Raw genomic sequence first — 16,230 nt, forward strand, 5'->3', positions numbered from 1 at the left:
GGGAGAGGGTTAGGGTGAGGGGAAACTACCCGCCGAACTGATCCGGGTCCGGCCCTAAACGCTTGCCCTGATCCAGCTTCGCAATTTCACCCAGCTCGTCTTTATCCAGGCGGAAATCCCAGACGTCGAAGTTCTCGGCGATACGCGATGGCGTGACCGATTTCGGGATCACCACCAGACCGCTATCCAGATGCCAGCGAATGACGATCTGCGCCGGCGTTTTGCCGTACTTATCCGCCAGTTCACGAATGATTTTCTGGTCAAACACCCCTTCGCCGCCCTGGGCCAGCGGGCTCCAGGATTCGGTCTGGATCTTGTGCGTGGCGTTCCACGAATGAAGCTGGCGCTGCTGCATCAGCGGGTGTAGCTCAATCTGGTTAATCACCGGCGCGACGCCCGTTTCATCAATCAGGCGTTGCAGGTGATGAACCTGGAAATTACAGACGCCGATGCTTTTAATCAGCCCCTCTTTTTGCAGCTCAATCATCCCTTTCCAGGCATCAACGTAATGGTCGATAGCCGGTACCGGCCAGTGCATGAGATAAAGATCGACGAAATCGAGCTGGAGTTTCTCCAGGCTCTCCTGCAACGCTTCGCGGGGACGCTTTTGATCGTCGTTCCACAGCTTGGTGGTGATGAATAACTCATCGCGGGGAATGCCAGCGCTGGCAAGCGCGGTCCCCACGCCGTCCTCGTTTTTATAGGCGGCGGCGGTATCAATGGACCGATAGCCGACTTCCAGGGCTTTATGAATGGCGGAGACGACCTCGTCGTTACCGGCTTTCCATACACCTAGCCCCAGCTGGGGCATCACGTTACCGTCCTGTAGCTTGATTACGGTTTGGTTTGCCATTTTTCCTCCTTCAGGTGCTCATCGCCGGAGGGAACCTCCGACGATGTGATGTGCATTAAGTCTGGACGAAATGTCAAAAAACGAAAGTCAGGATCCTAAAAACGCTTAGCGTGCCGCTTCGTAAATGCGACGGCTGACGTCCAGGGTGATGTCGCCATGCTCGCCGATCTGCGTCATACCGTGTGCTTCCAGCTTCGCCAGCAGGGCAGGGATGGAGCTGCCGTCCAGGCCGTAGTCAGAGAGACGCGTTGGCACACCCAGGCTTTCAAAGAAGTGACGGGTGGCTGCAATTGCGGCATCAATACGCGCATCGTCGGAACCCTCGGTGATGTTCCAGACGCGTTCGGCGTACTGGAGCAGTTTGGCGCGTTTAGCGTCACGTTTTTCATTCCACAGCGCAGGCAGAACCACCGCCAGCGTCTGGGCGTGATCCAGACCGTGCATCGCCGTCAGCTCGTGACCGAGCATATGGGTCGCCCAGTCCTGTGGCACGCCTGCACCGATAAGGCCATTCAGTGCCTGTGTTGCAGCCCACATCACGTTAGCACGCACGTCATAGTTTTCAGGCTCTTTCAGCGCTTTCGGACCTTCTTCAATCAGCGTCAACAGAATGCCTTCCGCGAAACGATCCTGAATTTTGGCGTTCACCGGGTAAGTGACGTACTGCTCAACGGTGTGAACAAAGGCGTCGACCACGCCGTTCGCCACCTGACGCGCAGGCAGGGTATAGGTGTAAACCGGATCGAGGATCGCGAACACGGGCTGAACGTGTTCGTTCATAAAGGCCTGCTTGTCACCGGTGGTTTTACGGGAGATGACCGCGCCTTTGTTGGACTCAGAGCCGGTGGCCGGCAGCGTCAGCACGGAGCCCATCGGGATCGCACTGCTGATGTCGCTGCCGCCCGTTTCCAGAATATGCCACGGGTCGATGCCGTCAGCGTAATGCGCTGCCGCCGCGATGAATTTGGTGCCGTCCAGCACGGAACCGCCGCCCACCGCCAGCAGGAAAGTGATCTGCTCTTCACGGGCGATTTTTACCGCGTTCATCAGCGTTTCATAAGACGGGTTAGGCTCGATACCGCCGAACTCGCGTACGTCCAGCCCTTCCAGAGCGCTGTAAACCTGATCCAGTACGCCGGTTTTTTTCACGCTGCCGCCGCCGTAGGTAATCAGGACGCGGGCGTCCGTCGGGATTTGCGCGCGCAGGCCAGCGATAGCGTCTTTACCAAACAGAATGCGGGTTGGGGTGTGAAGATTAAAGTTGTTCATGGCTTGTTCCCTGTAGTGGGTAAAAAATCGTGGTGGCGCAGAAGGCAACCTGATGCTGCACATTGTGGCGGGCAGGCGCTATCCTCTCAATGCACATTCCTGCCGATGTCTTGCCCATTTCTACAGCGCGCTGGAGAAACGGTAAGAAAATGCGCACACTGTTAGCGTCGGAAACCGTACCCGGAGTAACTGAAAATGAACCGTGATGCCATCTGCCGCCAGCTAACGTCGCAGATTAAAAGACTGATAGATAACGGAAATGATTCGGCTGAGCTGTTGCCGGATATCCGATTGCTCTACGGTACCCAGCCCGGAACGCGCACCCCGGTGATGTATCAGCCCGGCATCGTGTTTCTCTTTTCTGGCCATAAGATTGGCTATATCAATGAGCGCGTGTTCCGTTATGACACCAATGAATATCTGCTTCTGACTGTACCTTTACCCTTCGAATGTGAAACTTTCGCGACAGAGGAGGTACCGCTGGCCGGGATCCGCGTCAACGTCGACATTCTCCAGTTGCAGGAGTTGCTGATGGAGATTGGGGAGGACGAACTTTTCCGGCCGTCGATGGCGGCAAGCGGTATCAACTCCGCGACCTTATCGGAGGAAATTCTCTGCGCGATTGAACGCCTGTTAGACGTGATGGAAAGGCCTCTGGATGCGCGTATTCTCGGAAAGCAGATTATCCGCGAAATTCTTTACCATGTGCTGCTGGGACCGGGCGGCGGGGCGCTGCTGGCGCTGGTAAGCCGGCAAACGCACTTCAGCCTGATTAGCCGCGTGCTGAAGCGCATCGAGAGCCAGTACACGGAAAACCTCAGCGTTGATCAGCTGGCGGCGGAAGCCAATATGAGCGTCTCGGCGTTTCACCATAACTTTAAATCCGTCACCAGCACGTCGCCGTTGCAGTACCTCAAAACCTACCGTCTGCATAAGGCGCGGATGCTGATGATCCACGATGGCATGAAGGCCAGCGCCGCGGCGATGCGGGTCGGGTATGAAAGCGCTTCGCAGTTTAGTCGGGAATTTAAGCGTTACTTCGGCGTCACGCCGGGGGAAGATGCGTCACGTATCAGAACCATGCAGGGAGCGTGAGGGGAAACGGAGGCCGGGTAAGCGGTAGCGCCACCCGGCTTTTATTTATGCGCTGCAATACTTTTTCTTGATCACCACCGCAATGGTCCCCACCAGCCCTGCAACCAGCAGGAAAATCGGCAGGATCATCAGGAAGGTCATCACCTGGTCTTCATGGCGCTTAACAAAGGGGATCATATTCAGCGCGTAGCCGAGTGTGGTAACCACGCCCACCCAGAGCAGGGCGCTCAGCCAGTTGAAGAACTGGAAGCGGCGGTTAGAGAGGCCTGAAATACCCGCCATGGTAGGCAACAGGGTGCGAACGAACGCCAGAAAACGCCCGGCAAGCAACGCCAGCAGGCCGTGACGGTCAAACATGCAGGTCGCGCGCTGATGATATTTATGCGGCAGCTGCGCCAGCCAGCCTTTCACCACGCGGGTGTTTCCAAGCCAGCGCCCTTGCAGGTAGCTCAGCCAACAGCCGAGACTGGCCGCAGAGGTGAGGATCACCATTGTCGGTGCGAAGTCCATCACGCCCTTGCCGATTAACGCCCCTGCGAGCAGGAGCAGGCTGTCACCGGGTAAAAATGAGGCTGGCAGTAATCCATTTTCCAGAAACAGCGTCGCGAACATCACGAAATAGACAATCCCGACGACATGTGGGTCCGCCAGCGCGGCAAAATCGTGTTGCCAGAGCGCCGTGATGATATTTTGAATAACAGCCATGGACTTTCCTGTGGAACAGCAGATATAACGCTATTGTACTCCCAATTTTGCCTGTCGGGGTTGATCGCAGGCGCATCTCATACAGACTTTTCTGCTTGCGGTGTTCAGAATAGCGTCCAGGGAGTACATGTCAGCCAGCACTTTACACGATGCGCTCAAATCCTGCCGATAAATCCGCAATTAAATCGTCCACATTTTCCAGCCCGATATGCAGGCGGATTAAGGTCCCCTCGAAGTCCACCTCGCCGCCCGGGCGCAGGGCCGCAATCTGCTCCGGCTGATTGGGCAGGATCAACGATTCAAACCCACCCCATGAATAGGCCATGCTGAAGAGGGTAAAGTTATCCAGATAGCTTGCCAGCTCGGCGTCATTCAGGCGCTTCTTAAGAACAAATGAGAACAACCCGCTGCTGCCCGTAAAGTCACGTTGCCAGTATTCGTGGCCCTTGCTGCCCGGCAGCGCCGGATGGTTAACGCGCTCCACCTGCGGATGCAGCGCCAGCCACTGAGCAATTTGCAGGCTGCTTTCGTGATGCTGACGCAGACGCACGCCGAGCGTACGGATGCCCCGGCTGGTCATGTAGGCGGTATCGGCATCCACCATCTGGCCCATCAGGTAGGCGTTTTCACGCAATTGCTCCCAGCAGCGGGCATTAGATACCGCCGTACCGATCATGCCGTCTGAGTGGCCAATCAGGTATTTGGTCGCCGCCTGAATGGAGATATCGATGTCAAATTCCAGGGCTTTAAACAGCACACCTGCCGCCCAGGTGTTGTCGATCATGATGATCGCTTCCGGCGCTATGCTGCGCACCGCCTTCACGATGGCCGGGACATCATGCACTTCCATGGTGATGGAGCCGGGAGATTCCAGGAACACAACGCGCGTGTTGGGCTGAATAAGCCCGGCAATACCGGCCCCAATCAGCGGATCGAACCAGCTGGTGGTGACGCCGAGCTTGCTGAGTATTTTGGTGCAGAAGTCCTGGCTTGGCTCGTAGGCGGTATTGGTCATCAGGATGTGGTCACCCTGTTCAACAAACGCCAGAATGGTATTGGCGACCGCCGCAGCACCGCACGGGAACAGCGCGCAGCCCGCGCCGCCCTCCAGTTCGCACATGGCTTCCTGCAACGAGAAATGGGTTAACGTGCCACGGCGACCGTAAAACAGCCCGCCCTTCGCGCGATTACGCGTGGCGATTTTTTTATCTTCGACGGTATCAAACACCAGCGAGGAGGCACGCTGGATCACGCTGTTGACCGAGCCCTGGGTGTATTTTTTACTGCGTCCTGCCTGCACCAGCGTGGTCTCAAGCTGCTTTTTAGTCATGTTCGCTAACCCTATTTTTATACGTCTGGACGTCCAGACTACCACGATTGTCAGAATGTGCATCCGGATGCTTATCGAATAAGCAGAAAATATTATCAAATATTCGCATAAGAAATTTTTACTGCGTAAGCGCAAGGAAAGTGAGCGAAAATTACGGCACTATGTAAATACTAATGAGAACTACTATCAATTCGACGACGTTTTGATATTATTACGTTCAGATTGTGTGATTTGCGTCCTGGAGATACAGAGTGGGTAATAATTTGATGCAGACGGATCTCTCCGTTTGGGGCATGTATCAACATGCTGACATCGTCGTTAAGGTTGTGATGATCGGCCTGATTCTGGCGTCCGTGATCACCTGGGCTATCTTCTTCAGCAAGAGCGCCGAACTTCTTTCACAAAAACGCCGCCTCAAGCGTGAGCAGAAGCAGCTGACGGAAGCCCGCTCTCTGGATCAGGCTTCTGATATCACCTCATCCTTCCATGCGAAAAGCCTGACTACCCTGTTAGTGAACGAAGCGCAGAACGAGCTGGAACTCTCCGCAGGCAGTGAAGATAACGAAGGCATTAAAGAGCGTACCGGCTTCCGTCTGGAGCGTCGCGTTGCGGCCGTGGGTCGTCATATGGGCCGCGGTAACGGCTACCTGGCGACTATCGGCGCTATCTCCCCGTTCGTCGGCCTGTTCGGTACCGTCTGGGGCATCATGAACAGCTTTATCGGTATCGCCCAGACGCAGACCACTAACCTTGCGGTCGTCGCGCCGGGTATCGCAGAAGCGCTGCTGGCAACGGCTATCGGTCTGGTTGCCGCTATCCCTGCGGTAGTTATCTATAACATCTTCGCGCGCATGATTGGCAGTTACAAAGCCACACTGGGTGACGTTGCCGCGCAGGTTCTGCTGCTGCAAAGCCGCGATCTGGACCTGAACGCCAGCGCCGTTAAACCGGTGCATGCGGCGTCCAAACTGCGCGTAGGTTGATTGTATGGCAATGCGTCTTAATGAAAATCTGGACGATAACGGTGAAATGCATGAGATCAACGTGACGCCGTTTATCGACGTCATGCTGGTTCTGCTGATTATCTTTATGGTTGCCGCGCCGCTGGCGACGGTGGACGTGAAGGTGAATCTGCCTGCGTCCTCCAGCCAGCCGCAGCCGCGTCCGGAAAAGCCTGTCTACCTGTCCGTGAAGGCCGATAAGTCCATGTTCCTGGGCAACGATCCGGTGACGGATGCCTCGGTTATTCCGGCGCTGGACCAGCTGACCGGCGGCAAGAAAGACACCACCGTCTTCTTCCGCGCGGATAAAACCGTCGATTATGAAACCATGATGAAGGTAATGGACACGCTGCATCAGGCGGGATACCTGAAGATTGGTCTGGTCGGCGAAGAGAAAGCGGCCGCGAAGTAAAACGAAGGCGAAGCCGCCTTCCGTGCCGGGTGGCGGCTTCGCCTTACCCGGCCTACAATCTCAGGCTAGCGCCGCCGGGCGAACCACGTTGTCAGCAGTTAGAAGATGTTGTTGACGCCTCTTCATCGAGCGCCACGCAGGTGACGTTTGATGTGCGATAGTTGCCTTCCGAGAGTTTACGGGTCAGGCGCAGGGTGGCTGTCTCGCGTGCCAGCAGGTACTGATAGTTCGTCTCCAGTCGCCCAAGGATCTTCTCTTTAAGCTCAGGGCGCAGCTCAATAATGGCGTTCATCACCGCGCCGTAAATCTCCTCTTTGGCCTGCAAGGCATAAATTTCCCGACGGTTCTGCCATTTCAGGCGCACCAGCGTGGCCGGAATCGAAACCAAGTCCTGCGTTATTCGCGTCATCTCGTCATTTTTTATCTTTTTCAGGGCGTCGAGATTCTGCTTTAAGATAAATTCATCGCTTTTCTTATCATCTAAAGTCAAATAAACGTTATTACCGCTATCATCATTCACGTTAATCATCCCCCAGGTTATAAAAAATGGGATTGCTTTTTTCACGCGTAATTAAGTTAAGCCAAATTTCATTGCCAGCTTCATTTATTTGCTTTGTTTTCTCGGCCATTATTTGACTTAGAGCCTGGGCATCTATTTCCCCTTCGGCCTGTAAATCATTTAGCAGATGAACTAAGGCTTCAATCTTGATGGCACGAAATAACCGTTCTTTTAAATGGCGATCGTGCTCTTCCAGCACCATATTACGGGATTTGCCGGTGCGTGAAACACCAATTAATATATCGGCTTCATAGTCGGAGAGTTTTCTTTTTCCTTGAGTGAAATTCGCCTCTTTATCTGCTTCCGTCGAAGGCTGTTCCACAGGCGTAATGTGGTACTTTGCCGGGACAAGATTGTCGGGCAGCATTTTAATTTCCTTTAATTTCAAAAGGGTGGGGTTGGAAAAAGGGTGAGATTCGTTGACAATATCATGAGGCAATTTTAAAATCAAAAAAAATGGAGCCTACCCATGAACAGCATTTTCTTCACGGTCGTAACGTTACTATTACTGACCGCTGGCGTGCTTTTATTGATGCAAGAGTTCAATAAAACGAAAGTGTCAAATGACGCCAGTGAACCACCGCAGCCTGAATTGATGTCCAAAGAGGAGGGGGAAGATCATTTCTCCGTCTTGATGAACGCCGTGACGCCAGTCTGGTACTGGCGGGTGAATCACGAATATATCGATTTTCTCCATGCGACAATTAAGCGAATGAAAATGGCCGAAATTAATGATACGCCCGGCCTGTTCGACGCGCAGCGCCGCTGTAGCGACCTTAATTCGGCGGTCTATAAATATTACGACAATATCAAAAAGCGCTGTCTGAATGGCGAGAAGGTGTCGTATTCCGATTTAGACGTATTAAATCTGCGCCAGTGTTTTCGCGAGTTTAGCCTGGAAGCCTACCCGGAACTGGTCGCACTGGTCTGGCCGGAGTATGCGTGTCCGGATGTGGATCCCAACGAGGTATAGTTGAGATATACTGAGCGCTGGTTTCGTTTGCAGACAGGATTTTATGGAACGCTTCTTTGAAAACGCAATGTATGCCTCTCGCTGGCTGCTCGCACCCGTCTATTTTGGTCTCTCTCTGGCGCTGGTCGCCCTGACGATCAAGTTCTTCCAGGAGATATTCCACGTCCTGCCAAACATTTTCTCCGTGGCAGAAGCCGATTTGATTCTGGTTCTGCTGTCGCTGGTGGATATGACGCTGGTAGGAGGATTACTGGTGATGGTGATGTTTTCCGGTTATGAGAATTTCGTCTCTCAGCTTGATATCGCCGAGCACAAAGAAAAGCTCAACTGGCTGGGGAAAATGGACGCCTCATCGCTGAAAAATAAAGTCGCGGCGTCGATTGTGGCGATTTCGTCTATTCACCTGTTACGTGTCTTTATGGATGCTAAAAACGTCCCGGATAATAAGCTGATGTGGTATGTGATTATCCACCTGACGTTTGTACTGTCGGCGTTTGTGATGGGATATCTGGATAAGATCAGTAAGAAATAATTTTACAGCGCCCCTCACCCTGCCCTCTCCCCAGAGGGGAGAGGGTTAGGGTGAGGGGCGAAAGCATCGGACCGCACTATTTATTTATCCGACGACGCCTGCCACAAATTCAGCTCACCATCCGCCACGTGCTGGTCAATCCGCGTCAGTTCATCTTCGGTAAAGCACAGGTTATTCAGCGCCTGAACGTTCTCTTCCAGTTGCTCCGGGCGGCTCGCGCCGATCAGCACCGACGTTACACGTGTATCTTTCAACAGCCAGCTTAGCGCCATCTGCGCCATCGTCTGCCCGCGCGCGTGCGCCATCTCGTTCAGCAGACGAAGGCTGCTCAGGTTGGCTTCGGTCAGCATTTTCTCCGTCAGGCCGCGTACTTTTTTCCCTTCGCGCTGCATACGTGAACCGTCCGGAATACCGTTCAGGTATTTCCCGGTCAGCAGGCCCTGCGCCAGCGGGGTAAAGGCGATACAGCCCGTTCCGTTTTTCTCCAGCGCGTCCAGCAGACCAGTCTTGTCGACCCAGCGGTTAAGCAGGTTGTAAGACGGCTGGTGGATCAAAAGCGGGATCTTCCACTCGCGCAGCAATTCGGCCATCGCCGTCGTGCGTTCCGTGGAGTAGGACGAAATGCCGACGTACAGCGCTTTTCCGCTCTGCACCGCGTGTGCCAACGCGGCGGCGGTCTCTTCCATCGGCGTGTTTTCGTCTACGCGGTGAGAATAGAAAATATCCACATACTCCACGCCCATGCGTTTCAGGCTCTGGTCGAGGCTGGCGAGCAGATACTTACGTGAACCACCCGAACCATACGGTCCTGGCCACATGTCGTAGCCCGCTTTGGTGGAGATGATCAGCTCGTCGCGATACCCGGCAAAATCTTCTCGCAGCAGGCGGCCAAAATTTTCTTCAGCGCTGCCTGGAGGGGGGCCGTAGTTGTTGGCAAGGTCAAAATGGGTAATGCCGAGATCGAAGGCCTTACGCAGCAGCGCGCGCTGGGAATCGAGCGCCTGAACGTGGCCAAAGCTGTGCCACAGACCCAGCGACAGCGCCGGTAAGCGCAGGCCGCTTTTGCCGCAGTATCGGTACTGCATGTTTTCGTATCGGCCGGTGTAAGGGTGCCAGGACATGATGTCTCCTTTCTTATCGGTGAATTTTCGAAACAGCGTTTTTATTCTAAGCTTATCAAATCATAAATCATGGAGATAAGCGATGACGCGCCTGACTGCCAAAGATTTTCCGCAAGAGCTGCTTGATTACTATGACTATTACGCCCACGGTAAAATCAGCAAACGCGAATTTCTGAATCTCGCGGCGCGCTATGCCGCAGGCGGCGTAACGGCGCTGATGCTGTTTAATATGCTTAAACCCAACTACGCCCTCGCGGAGCAGGTTAAATTCACCGATCCCGATATTCTTCCGGAATACATCACTTATCCCTCGCCCAATGGTCACGGCGAAGTGCGCGGTTACCTGGTGAAGCCGGCCAAAGCTACCGCGAAAACGCCCGCGGTAGTGGTCGTGCATGAGAACCGGGGGCTGAATCCGTATATTGAAGACGTGGCACGACGCGTGGCGAAAGCGGGGTATATCGCGCTGGCTCCCGACGGCCTGAGCTCGGTGGGGGGATACCCCGGCAACGACGACGAAGGAAAGGTTTTGCAGCAGAAGGTCGACCCGACAAGGCTGATGAACGACTTTTTTGCCGCCATAGAGTTTATGAAAAATCATCCGGAAGCCACCGGGAAGGTGGGGATTACCGGTTTTTGCTACGGCGGCGGCGTATCGAATGCCGCCGCCGTAGCGTATCCGGAACTCGACTGCGCGGTGCCCTTCTATGGTCGTCAGCCGCGGGTGGAGGATGTGCCAAAAATTAGCGCGCCGCTCCTGCTTCATTATGCCGAGCTGGACAAAAATATTAACGAGGGCTGGCCTGCCTATGAGGCCGCGCTGAAATCAAATAATAAGGTTTATGAAGCGTATATCTACCCCGGCGTAAACCATGGATTTCACAACGATTCTACCCCACGCTATGACCAGCCCGCAGCCGAGCTGGCCTGGTCAAGAACGTTAAGCTGGTTTAAAAAATATCTGGAATGATAAGCCCTGCTTAAATAAATCATCACAAAGGGTTATCTTTTCCCCTGTCCCTGCCGATAACGAGGGTAGTACTCGCCTCTGGGCGAATTCACCCTCACGGCAAGGAATACTCAATGAAGATGCTTCGTAATTTCACCATCCGTTTCGTCATGCTGACGGTACTGGGGATCTTTTGTGTCATGTGGGCAGGCGTGGGGCTTTACAGCACCTGGTCTCTGTCTCGTGTTTCTGATGGTAATGACGTTGACCGCCAGCTGGTCAGGCAAATGACGGTGCTGAGCCAGGGCAACGATCAGTATTTCCGTTTCGTCACCCGCCTGAGCCGGGCGATGGAAGCTAAAGCAGCGGGCGGCACGCCGGACCTGGCTCCTGCTCAGCAGGCGCTGGATAACATGAGTAAAAAGCTGGCAGAGATGAAGGCTATCTCCCCGGGCCCGATGGATGAAAAGGTCTCTGCGCAGGTGATTTCCACCTGGCAGGCGCTGCTCGATCGGGGCGTTACGCCTCAGATGGTGCAGGCAAAGCAGGCGACGCTCGAAGGCTATCGTCAGCATGCCAACAACGTTACGCCGCCGCTAAGCCGCGCGTTTGGCGCCGCGGTTGAGAACTTTAACAATTCTGCGGTGAAGGCGCTCGACAGTACGCGCGTTGTGGTCGACAGCCTGACCAGCATGACCCGGACGGTGATTATCACCGCCACGCTCGTGGGTCTGCTGATCCTGCTGTTCACCGACCGCTACCTGGTGGCGCTGCTGGTAAAACCGCTGGAGCGTATCCGTCAGCAGTTCCGCCAGATTGCGCAGGGCGATCTCAGCCAGCCGATTGAGCCCATTGGCCGCAACTGCGTGGGGCAACTGGTTCCGCTGCTGAGCGCCATGCAGGACAGCCTGCGGGAGGCGGTCAGCACGATTCGTTCCGGCAGCGAGAATATCTGGCGCGGGGCAACGGAGATCTCCAGCGGGAATAACGATCTCTCTTCGCGTACCGAAGAGCAGGCCGCTGCGCTGGAAGAGACCGCGGCCAGCATGGAACAGCTTACCGCAACGGTGAAGCTGAACGCCGAAAGCGCGCGCCAGGCCAGCCAGCTTGCGGATGTCGCCTCCAGTACGGCCAGCCGCGGCGGGTCGCTGGTAGACGATGTGGTCACGACCATGAGCGGCATTTCGGACAGCTCGAAGAAAATTGCTGAAATCACTACCGTTATCAACAGCATCGCCTTCCAGACCAATATTCTGGCGCTGAACGCCGCGGTGGAAGCGGCTCGGGCCGGGGAGCAGGGGCGCGGTTTTGCGGTCGTGGCGGGTGAGGTGCGTAATCTGGCCAGCCGCAGCGCGAATGCGGCAAAAGAGATCGAAGGGCTGATTGCGGATTCCGTTGCCCGCGTGGAGCAGGGGGCGCAGCTGGTGAACGATACCGGCACGACGATGGAAGCTATCCTGCGCGACGTGACGGAGGTGACCGTCATTATGAAGCAGATCGCCACCGCGTCAGAGGAGCAGAGCAAAGGTATTTCTCAGGTCGGCGTAGCCATCACGCAGATGGACGGCGTGACCCAGCAGAATGCCTCGCTGGTGGAGCAGGTTTCCGCCGCTGCGGCTGCACTGGAACGGCAGACCGAAGAACTCCAGCGCTCAGTGCAGAAGTTCCGTCTCTCCGCGTAACATCATCGCGTCAGGCCGTCTCTGGCGGCCTGACATTTATCGCTCTGAATAATCTGTGTCACCTGCGACAGCTGACCGATTTTCACTTCGCTTGCCCGCATAAATTTACTTTTGTCGATCAGCAGCAGCGACTGGCTGGCCCGGTTTAACAGCAGCGCCTTAAAGCCCGCGTTGTGCTCGGACGGATCCCAAAGGACGCCATGCTCATCAACCCCTTCACACGAGAAGATAAACAGATCGATCTCCAGCCCTTTAAGCTGCGTCACCAGCGCCGGATTAACATAGCAGCGATACTTACGCTCAAGCGTTCCGCCGGAGCAGATAAGCGTGATCCGCTCGCGCTTTGCCATCTCGTGGCAGACAGGCAGGCTATTGGTAAACACGGTGAGTTCGATATCCGGAAGCTGGCGCGCCAGATGAAAGCAGGTCGAGCTGGCGTCGAGGGCGATGGTCATCCCTTCGCTGATCCAGCCCAGCGCGTGTCGGGCAATATCGGCTTTGTCGGCATAATGGCTTTTCAGGCGTGCGCCAAAGGGTTCACCGCTGTCGCGGCTGTCCGGGTGAATCAGACGCGCACGCCCGTGCTGGCGCAGAAGTTTCCCCTGCTGCTGTAACGACTTCAGATCCCGGCGGATCGTCTCTTTGCTGACGGAGAGCTTTTCAGCCAGGGCATCGGTGGTCAGCCAGTCACTTTTACTCAGCAGGGTGATGATGCTCTGCTGTCGGGTCGCTTTTAGCGTCTGGTCTGACATTCGAGGATCCTTGCGCACGCGTGCTGACTGATTTTTCTCATCGCAAAAGATGGGCGGCGAACCGCCCGGTCATGGGTCAATCCTGACGTTTATCTTCCGTCTGGGTATCGAAGTCGCTCGCTGAATGGCGCTCATGCAGCTGCTCGTTCAGCTCGCCGTTGGTGCGGTTAACAATGCGCCCGCGTTTAACGGCCGGGCGATTCGCCACATCTTTTGCCCAGCGCTGCACGTTGGTGTACTTCCCGGCGTCGAGGAATTCGGCGGCGTTGTAGACGCTGCCCAGCGCCACGCAGCCAAACCATGGCCAGACTGCCATATCCGCAATGGTATATTCCTCACCCGCTACATAACGACCGCGCCCCAGCTGCTTGTCCAGCACGTCGAACAGGCGTTTAGCTTCCATGGTGAAGCGATCGATAGCGTACTCAATCTTCACCGGCGCGTAGTTATAGAAGTGGCCAAAACCGCCGCCGAGGAACGGGGCCGCGCCCTGTAACCAGAACAGCCAGTTCAGGGTTTCCGTTCGTCCTGCCGGATCTTTTGGCAGGAAGTGACCAAATTTCTCGGCCAGATAGAGCAGGATATTGCCGGATTCAAAGACGCGCGTCGGCGGGGTGGTGGAGTGGTCACGCAGCGCCGGGATCTTCGAGTTCGGGTTCACGTCGACAAAACCGCTGGAGAACTGATCGCCCTCACCGATGCGGATTAACCATGCGTCGTATTCCGCGCCCGTCACGCCCAGCGCCAGCAGCTCTTCCAGCATGATGGTAACTTTCTGTCCATTCGGCGTACCCAGAGAGTACAGCTGGAGCGGGTGCTCGCCCACAGGCAGCTCTTTCTCGTGCGTAGCGCCCGAGACGGGACGGTTGATATTGGCGAACGCGCCGCCGTTATTCTGTTTCCATTCCCACACTTTCGGTGGCTGATAGGTGTTATCTGACATGTTGGCCTGCCTTTTTGGTGTTGTGTTGAGGCAGTGTAGCAGGAGATAGGGGAACCGTTTAACGATGCGAGCGTAATGGGCAGGGCGGGTGTATGATAACGCCACCTCTGTCAGTTAATTACAACGTGCAGACGACGACAACCCCACAAAAAAATTGCCGCCTGCCTGTTTTAGGTTGGACACATGCGTAAAGGAACGTTAAGCAGTGACGCACCCTTCGGGACGTTATTAGGTTATGCGCCGGGTGGCGTGGCGATTTACTCTTCAAATTACGGCAGTCTCGATCCGCGGCACTACCCGGAAGACGCGGAATTCCGCAGCTATATCGGCAACGAATACATGGGCCATAAATGGCAGTGCGTTGAGTTTGCGCGCCGTTTCCTGTTTCTCAACCACGGGTTTGTCTTTACCGATGTCGGGATGGCGTGGGAGATCTTCTCCCTGCGTTTTTTACGCCAGGTGGTGAATGACAACATCCTGCCGCTACAGGCCTTTGCTAATGGCTCGAAGCGCGCGCCGCAGGCCGGTGCATTGCTCATCTGGCAAAAGGGCGGTGAATTTCAAGAGACCGGCCACGTCGCCGTCATCACCCAGTTGCTGGACGACAAAGTGCGCATTGCCGAGCAGAACGTTATTCACTCCCCGCTGCCGATGGGGCAGCAGTGGACGCGCGAGCTGCGTCTGAGCGTTGAGAACGGTTGCTATACGCTTCATGATACGTTCAGCGATACCGAGATCCTCGGCTGGATGATCCAGACGGAGGAGACGGAACACAGTATACCTCAGCCGGAGATCGACGGTGAGCTGCTGAAAATCAGCGGCGCGCGGTTGAAGAACAACCGTCAGTTCGACGGAAAATGGCTCAATGAAAACGACGCCCTGCAACAGGCGTACGTTCGCGCGAACGGCCACGTTATTAACAACGATCCCTGCCAGTACTTCACCATTACCGAAAGTGCCGAGCAGGAGCTGATCAAAGCCACCAACGAACTGCACCTGATGTACCTTCATGCCACCGACAAGGTGCTGAAAGACGACAGCTTACTCGCGCTTTTCGACATCCCGAAAATTCTCTGGCCGCGTCTGCGCCTCTCGTGGCAGTGGCGTCGTCACCATATGATCACCGGTCGTATGGATTTCTGCATGGATGAGCGCGGCATTAAGGTTTACGAGTACAACGCGGACTCCGCCTCCTGCCATACCGAGGGCGGGCTGATTCTTGAAGAGTGGGTGAAAAACGGCTATCGCGGCACCGGCCACAATCCGGCGGAAGGCTTGCTGGAGGAGCTGACCGGCGCCTGGAAGCACAGCCACGCGCGGCCGTTCGTCCATATCATGCAGGACAACGATATCGAAGAGGATTACCACGCGCTCTTTATTCAGCGCTCGCTGATCCTGGCCGGGTTTGAAACCAAAATCCTGCATGGACTGGGCGCGCTGAGCTGGGATGCTGCCGGGCAACTGATTGATGATGAAGGCCGTCACGTCAACTGCGTATGGAAAACCTGGGCGTGGGAAACGGCGATCGAGCAGATCCGCGAGGTGAGCGAAACCGAGTACGCCGCCGTGCCCATCCGTACCGGTCACCCGCAAGGTGAAGTGCGCCTGATTGACGTCCTGCTGCGCCCGGAAGTGCTGGTCTTTGAACCGCTGTGGACGGTGATCCCAGGTAACAAGGCGATCCTGCCGGTGCTGTGGCAGCTGTTCCCGAACCACCGTTACCTGCTGGATACCGATTTTGAGGTGAATGCGCTGCTGAAACGGACAGGCTATGCCGTTAAACCGATAGCCGGACGCTGCGGGAGCAATATCGATCTGATCGGCGCCCAGGATCAACTGCTGGACCAGTCCAGCGGCAAGTTTGTTGACCGCAAAAATATCTACCAGCAGCTATGGTGCCTGCCAAAGGTTGACGGCAGATACATACAGGTCTGCACCTTTACCGTGGGCGGAAACTATGGCGGAACCTGTCTGCGTGGGGATGACTCGCTGGTGGTGAAGAAAGAGAGCGATATTGAACCGCTGATTGTGGTGAAGGATAAATAACGTCTCCC

The 16,230-nt window shown here is 55.5% G+C and carries 17 protein-coding genes; 8 read left to right on the plus strand and 9 right to left on the minus strand.

The features are described 5' to 3' along the window. Window positions 1-25 precede the first annotated feature (25 nt). Together dkgA and yqhD are read right to left on the minus strand one after the other, a co-directional pair. Entirely contained in the window at window positions 26-853 is an 828-nt protein-coding gene (gene dkgA, locus SK51_RS07890; protein WP_023306942.1) for a 2,5-didehydrogluconate reductase DkgA, read from the minus strand. Between the two features lie 105 nt (window positions 854-958). Then, window positions 959-2,122, minus strand: coding sequence for an alcohol dehydrogenase (gene yqhD, locus SK51_RS07895; protein ID WP_048206638.1), 1,164 nt, complete (start codon window positions 2,120-2,122; stop codon window positions 959-961). Between the two features lie 195 nt (window positions 2,123-2,317). Here yqhD and SK51_RS07900 point away from each other — a divergent pair, with 195 nt between their 5' ends. Next, on the plus strand, window positions 2,318-3,217 hold the full coding sequence (locus tag SK51_RS07900; RefSeq protein WP_017382749.1) for an AraC family transcriptional regulator: 900 nt from the start codon (window positions 2,318-2,320) through the stop codon (window positions 3,215-3,217). 45 nt (window positions 3,218-3,262) lie between these two features. Here SK51_RS07900 and yghB read toward each other — a convergent pair whose 3' ends face one another. Both yghB and metC read right to left on the minus strand, forming a co-directional pair. Then, the gene (gene yghB / locus SK51_RS07905) at window positions 3,263-3,922 is read right to left on the minus strand and encodes a DedA family general envelope maintenance protein YghB (protein WP_015571869.1); all 660 of its coding nucleotides are present in this window, start codon (window positions 3,920-3,922) and stop codon (window positions 3,263-3,265) included. A 142-nt stretch (window positions 3,923-4,064) separates the two neighbouring features. Beyond that, the gene (gene metC, locus SK51_RS07910; protein ID WP_023306940.1) at window positions 4,065-5,252 is read right to left on the minus strand and encodes a cystathionine beta-lyase; all 1,188 of its coding nucleotides are present in this window, start codon (window positions 5,250-5,252) and stop codon (window positions 4,065-4,067) included. Window positions 5,253-5,503: 251 nt separating this feature from the next. On the opposite strand from metC, the gene exbB reads away from it, so the two are divergent. Further along, a complete protein-coding gene (gene exbB / locus SK51_RS07915) occupies window positions 5,504-6,235 on the plus strand; it encodes a tol-pal system-associated acyl-CoA thioesterase (protein WP_023306939.1) in 732 nt (243 codons plus the stop codon). A 4-nt stretch (window positions 6,236-6,239) separates the two neighbouring features. Beyond that, window positions 6,240-6,665: a TonB system transport protein ExbD gene (gene exbD, locus SK51_RS07920; RefSeq protein ID WP_023298601.1), complete on the plus strand. Its 426-nt coding sequence runs from the start codon at window positions 6,240-6,242 to the stop codon at window positions 6,663-6,665. A 91-nt stretch (window positions 6,666-6,756) separates the two neighbouring features. On the opposite strand, the gene SK51_RS07925 is transcribed toward exbD, so the two are convergent. Together SK51_RS07925 and SK51_RS07930 are read right to left on the minus strand one after the other, a co-directional pair. Beyond that, window positions 6,757-7,194, minus strand: a complete 438-nt coding sequence (locus SK51_RS07925) for a hypothetical protein (protein ID WP_023298600.1) — start codon at window positions 7,192-7,194, stop codon at window positions 6,757-6,759. Next, window positions 7,187-7,591, minus strand: coding sequence for a hypothetical protein (locus tag SK51_RS07930; protein ID WP_023306938.1), 405 nt, complete (start codon window positions 7,589-7,591; stop codon window positions 7,187-7,189). The genes SK51_RS07925 and SK51_RS07930 overlap by 8 nt, the downstream gene beginning before the upstream one ends. A 102-nt stretch (window positions 7,592-7,693) precedes the next feature. Here SK51_RS07930 and SK51_RS07935 point away from each other — a divergent pair, with 102 nt between their 5' ends. Both SK51_RS07935 and SK51_RS07940 read left to right on the plus strand, forming a co-directional pair. Next, window positions 7,694-8,197 carry an ESA_00282 family adhesion-associated protein gene (locus SK51_RS07935; RefSeq protein ID WP_048206639.1) on the plus strand — a complete coding sequence of 168 codons (504 nt, stop codon included), beginning with the start codon at window positions 7,694-7,696 and terminating at the stop codon, window positions 8,195-8,197. Window positions 8,198-8,240: 43 nt separating this feature from the next. After that, on the plus strand, window positions 8,241-8,729 hold the full coding sequence (locus SK51_RS07940; protein WP_006811956.1) for a TIGR00645 family protein: 489 nt from the start codon (window positions 8,241-8,243) through the stop codon (window positions 8,727-8,729). An 80-nt stretch (window positions 8,730-8,809) separates the two neighbouring features. On the opposite strand, the gene SK51_RS07945 is transcribed toward SK51_RS07940, so the two are convergent. Next, complete coding sequence (locus tag SK51_RS07945; protein ID WP_023306937.1) at window positions 8,810-9,850, minus strand: aldo/keto reductase; 1,041 nt, start codon at window positions 9,848-9,850, stop codon at window positions 8,810-8,812. An 82-nt stretch (window positions 9,851-9,932) separates the two neighbouring features. On the opposite strand from SK51_RS07945, the gene yghX reads away from it, so the two are divergent. Next, window positions 9,933-10,820, plus strand: coding sequence for a YghX family hydrolase (yghX, locus tag SK51_RS07950; protein WP_023306936.1), 888 nt, complete (start codon window positions 9,933-9,935; stop codon window positions 10,818-10,820). Window positions 10,821-10,933: 113 nt separating this feature from the next. Continuing rightward, window positions 10,934-12,481, plus strand: a complete 1,548-nt coding sequence (locus tag SK51_RS07955) for a methyl-accepting chemotaxis protein (protein WP_023306935.1) — start codon at window positions 10,934-10,936, stop codon at window positions 12,479-12,481. A 2-nt stretch (window positions 12,482-12,483) separates the two neighbouring features. Here SK51_RS07955 and fucR read toward each other — a convergent pair whose 3' ends face one another. Next, window positions 12,484-13,233 (minus strand): L-fucose operon activator, encoded by a 750-nt coding sequence (fucR, locus tag SK51_RS07960; protein ID WP_023298593.1) that lies wholly within the window; start codon window positions 13,231-13,233, stop codon window positions 12,484-12,486. A 76-nt stretch (window positions 13,234-13,309) separates the two neighbouring features. Then, window positions 13,310-14,176 carry a glutathione-dependent disulfide-bond oxidoreductase gene (gene yghU, locus SK51_RS07965; protein ID WP_023306934.1) on the minus strand — a complete coding sequence of 289 codons (867 nt, stop codon included), beginning with the start codon at window positions 14,174-14,176 and terminating at the stop codon, window positions 13,310-13,312. Between the two features lie 183 nt (window positions 14,177-14,359). On the opposite strand from yghU, the gene gss reads away from it, so the two are divergent. After that, window positions 14,360-16,222, plus strand: coding sequence for a bifunctional glutathionylspermidine amidase/synthase (gene gss, locus SK51_RS07970; protein WP_023306933.1), 1,863 nt, complete (start codon window positions 14,360-14,362; stop codon window positions 16,220-16,222). Window positions 16,223-16,230: the final 8 nt, after the last annotated feature.

This window comes from Enterobacter sp. MGH85 (assembly GCF_001037655.1).
In the GTDB taxonomy this organism is placed as follows: Bacteria; Pseudomonadota; Gammaproteobacteria; order Enterobacterales; family Enterobacteriaceae; genus Enterobacter; species Enterobacter intestinihominis.